The sequence below is a fragment of the Stenotrophomonas sp. 05L44_2 genome (assembly GCF_056665995.1).
In genome coordinates, this window is the sequence record NZ_JBFTNR010000550.1 from 1 (window position 1) to 2,834 (window position 2,834).

The following is a 2,834-nucleotide window of genomic DNA, read 5'->3' on the forward strand; positions in this document are numbered from 1 at the left end:
GGCACTACCCAGTCGGCGGCAGGCGATTTCATGAATGGGGAGCCGACCCACCCTGCCCGGCCTGCCACGCCTTCGGTATGCTGGCGCCCTTTCCTGAATCCGGCGCCGCGAGCGCACTGCCGATGAGCCTGTTCCGCCCCCGCGTGCTGCTGTCCGTCGCCCTGCTCGGCCTGCTGGCCGGTTGCGGTGGTGAAGAGGTCCGCCCCACCCCGCCCGCGCAGCCCACCGTGGTTCCGCAGGCCAAGCCGGTGAAGATCGGCATCGCGCTCGGCGGCGGCGCGGCCAAGGGCTTTGCGCACATCGGCGTGATCAAGATGCTCGAGGCCAACGGCTTCGAACCGGTGGTGGTGTCCGGCACCAGTGCCGGCAGCGTGGTCGGCGCCCTGTATGCCAGCGGCATGGACGCCTTCCAGATGCAGAGCAAGGCGGTGGCGCTGGACGAAGCCAGCATCCGCGACGTGCGCCTGTTCTCCGGTGGCTTGGTGCAGGGCCAGAAGCTGCAGGACTACGTCAACGAACAGGTGGCCAACCGCCCGGCCGAGCGCCTGAAGAAGCCGTTCGCCGCCGTCGCCACCCAGCTGGAAACCGGCGAGCGTTCGATCTTCGTGCGCGGCAACGTCGGCCAGGCGGTACGCGCTTCCAGCAGCATCCCCGGCGTGTTCGAGCCGGTGAAGATCGGTGGCCGCAACTACATCGACGGCGGCGTGGTCAGCCCGGTGCCGGTGGATGCCGCACGACAGCTCGGTGCCGAGTTCGTGATCGCCGTGGACATCTCCAGCAAGGCCAGCGGCAAGGCACCGACCGGCATGCTCGGCATCGTCAACCAGTCGATCTCGATCATGGGCCAGCGCCTGGGCGAGCAGGAACTGGCGCGCGCCGACATCGTGATCCGGCCGAAGGTGCTGGACATCGGTGCTGCCGATTTCAGCCAGCGTGGCACGGCCATCCTGGAAGGCGAGAAGGCCGCGATGGCGGCGATGCCGCAGATCCGCGCCAAGATCCAGCAGCTGCAGAAGGCCCGCGCCGCCGCATTGGCACCGGCACCGGTGGCGGCGCCCAAGTGCGACGAGCCTTCGCGCCTGGGCAAGCTGATGGGCCGCAAGGAAAAGTGCTGACGCGCGGCGCTTGAACGGCCGCCGCGGTCAGCGCCGCGGTGGTGGGTAACCACTGGCCAGGCGTCGCTGCCGGCGCCGCTCATCCACCGCCCGGTCATGCCGCTGTGCGCTCAGCTGCAACTGCTCCATCGCGTCCCCCGGCAGCCACAGCTGTTGCTGGGCACGGGTGATCGCCACATAGGCGGCGCGCACCGGGCTGTGCAGCGCGCGCGCATCATGGCCGCTGTCGAAGCAGCACGGCGCCATGGACACCGTGGCGAACTGCAGGTTCTTGGCGTGCTGGGCCAGGCACAGCACGACGCTGGCCTCGTCCGCATCGACCAGTTGCCCGAGCAGGCGCTGCAACGCCGCAGCATCGAAGCCACCGGCAAACAGCGCGGGGATGTCCGCCTGTCCACGCTTGGCACAGACCTGCACGAAGCTTTCCCAGCGTTGTCCGGGGCCGCCAGCGGCGGCGCTGCGCCAGGCGTCGATCGGACCGTCCACCTCTTTCAACAGCGCCTGCCGCGACGCAGGATGCAGATGCACGCGCGCGCCGCGCGCAACCAGCTCGTTGGCTTCCAGCAGCATCCGCCACAGGCTGCCGTACAAACGGGCGCCGGTGCTGGGCACCGCCGACCAGTCGTCATAGCGGCGCAGGCCGGTGGCGCGGTCGCTGGCCCCCACGAAAGGCGCCGGTTCGCCGAGATCGTCCAACGCCAGTGACTGGTTGACCAGCGCATCGACCTGCCGCCCCTGCCGCACCGACTGGTGCATCTCCAGCGTCTTCGCCGATGACCAGCGCTGTACGCGTCCGCTCAGCCGTTGATGCGGATCGCCCAGGCTGACCACGCCGGGCGCGTGGGTGGCCAGCAGCTGTTTCCATGCAGGGCTGAGATCGTGCGCCTCATCGACCAGCACCATGCCCAGCGACACCGGCAGCGGCACAGCACGCAGGGCCAGCCATTTGCCGATGTGTCCGGCATCCAGGCGCAGGCAGCCGCCCTTCTGCACCACCGGATCGAACATGCAACGCCAGACGAACTCCGCGGCCGCGATGAACGGCGTGGCTTCCAGCTGCGCTGCGCCCAGCGAGCGCTGGAAGTGCCAGGCCTGCAGGTTCGGCGCTGACGACGCGCACCACCGGTTGATGGCGTCCAGGGCGATCATCAGGACCTGGTCCGGCCGGCGTGCACCGATGGCCGGCAGGCCGAGGCGGGCGGCCGCCTCACGCAGGGTCAGCGTGCTCTGCCGGTAGGTCGGTACGAAGCCGCCAGTCAGGCCGTTGGCGGCGGCATGGCGGGCGATCGCATTGGCGAACTCGATCTGGGTCAGCAGGCGCGTGCCGGCGTCGGCCGGCAGCCGCGCGCGGAATGCCTCGACCTGGCCTCGCGTGGGCGCCACGTAGGTGTAACGGCCCGGGCGAGCCTGCAGCAGCGCCAGCACCAGATGGCCCTTGCCTGTGCCGGCATAGGCCTGCAGGTCGATCAATTCATCGGGATTGGCCGCGATCGCACGCAGCACGCGTGCCTGTTCGGAAGTGAACAGGCCGTTGTGCTGGGTTGCATGCGTGGTCTGTTCGTCATCGCCGGTGTCTTCGTCATCGCCTTCGGCCAGCGATGTCGCCGGAAAGTGGATCGTGTGCTCTTCCAGGGTGATCCTGCACGCCGTCTGGAAGTCCGCGCCGGGATACGCATGCGGCGACGCGGCCAGCACCGCCTCCATCACCTCGTCCGGTGC

The 2,834-nt window shown here is 69.4% G+C and carries 2 protein-coding genes; one reads left to right on the forward strand and one right to left on the reverse strand.

Features of this window, described 5'->3' with window-relative positions:
- Positions 1–122: 122 nt before the first annotated feature.
- Positions 123–1,115 carry a patatin-like phospholipase family protein gene (locus tag AC1VAN_RS17175; RefSeq protein ID WP_025875469.1) on the forward strand — a complete coding sequence of 331 codons (993 nt, stop codon included), beginning with the start codon at positions 123–125 and terminating at the stop codon, positions 1,113–1,115.
- 27 nt (positions 1,116–1,142) lie between these two features.
- Here AC1VAN_RS17175 and AC1VAN_RS17180 read toward each other — a convergent pair.
- The coding region (locus AC1VAN_RS17180) for a hypothetical protein (RefSeq protein ID WP_480986285.1) at positions 1,143–2,834 on the reverse strand (1,692 nt) is incomplete at its 5' end.